This window comes from Prolinoborus fasciculus (assembly GCF_056724605.1).
In genome coordinates this window covers 1-1,164 of sequence record NZ_JBWZQN010000140.1, presented here as the reverse complement: position 1 = coordinate 1,164, position 1,164 = coordinate 1, and the positions used below count along the sequence as shown (strand labels likewise).

The 1,164-nt window shown below is 41.3% G+C and carries 1 pseudogene and 1 other annotated feature; the pseudogene reads left to right on the top strand.

Going from position 1 to position 1,164, the window contains the following annotated elements:
• A pseudogene (locus AC1P5O_RS16600) lies at nt 1-1,041 on the top strand (IS3 family transposase); the annotation flags it as partial.
• Nucleotides 138-254 (top strand) — a sequence feature (AL1L pseudoknot). Its footprint overlaps the pseudogene before it by 117 nt.
• Nucleotides 1,042-1,164 lie beyond the last annotated feature (123 nt).

Sequence of the window (1,164 nt, the reverse complement as noted above, 5' to 3'; positions counted from 1 at the left end):
CGTGCCTGGCATCAAAAGCATTTAGATCAGCAAAATCCTATTAAAGTACAACAGATATCTGATCAAGAAAAAATGAAGCAAATGGAACGTGAAATTAAAGAATTAAAGCGTGCCAATGAAATTCTACGTAAAGCAGCCGCTTTTTTCGCCCAGGCGGAGCTCGACCGCCCACACAAATAATGGTGGATTTCATCCATAACAATAAAGACTTATATGGTGTTGATGCGATTTGTAGGATTTTACCGATCGCAGCTTCAACCTATTACCGGACTCTAGATCTCTGCGATGAGAAGCATTGCTTCGCAAGGGGAACATCGAGCAAAGCGAGATTTACATGACTTGCATCATGCTGAGGAGATTAAACGAATTTGGAAGGAAAGTTCAGGTCGGTATGGTGTACGTAAAGTCTGGCAAAAACTGAAACGTGAAGGCTATATTATTGCACGCTGTACTGTTGCTCGATTAATGAAAAAGCTAGGTATACAAGGTGTTTGGCGAGGTAAGAACAAACAAACCACCCGTAACCGAGATGACCAAAAACGGGCAGATGATTTAGTGAAACGTAATTTTACTGCTGATCATCCTGACCAACTGTGGGTCAGTGACTTTACGTATATTCAAACTCATTCAGGCTGGGTATATACCGCCTTTATTATTGATGTGTTCTCACGAGCAATTGTTGGCTGGAAAGTATCTACACGAATGAATACAGATAGGGTGCTCGATGCATTAGAGCAAGCATTGCATGATCGAGGCATGCCAAAGAATGTGATTCATCATTCCGACAGAGGTGTGCAATATCTTTCCATTCGCTATACCAATCGTTTAGAAGCAGCGAATTTACGAGCATCAGTCGGTACGACTGGTGATTCATACGATAATGCTCTGGCTGAAACGGTGAATGGCTTATACAAAACAGAGGTGATTGAATATTTAAAAGCAGATTGGCAAGGTTTAGCAGATGTACAACTTGCGACACTAAACTGGGTAGATTGGTTCAATAAAAAGCGTGTACACAGTGCACTGGGTTATGTATCGTAAGCGTCCGCTGAACCCCACTTTTTCTAACTCATTAATACCGCGATAGTGTCCACTTAAATTTAAGTGGACACCTATTTATGGATTTAAAGACAGTTATAGACAGTGCACCAACGCTAAAAAAGC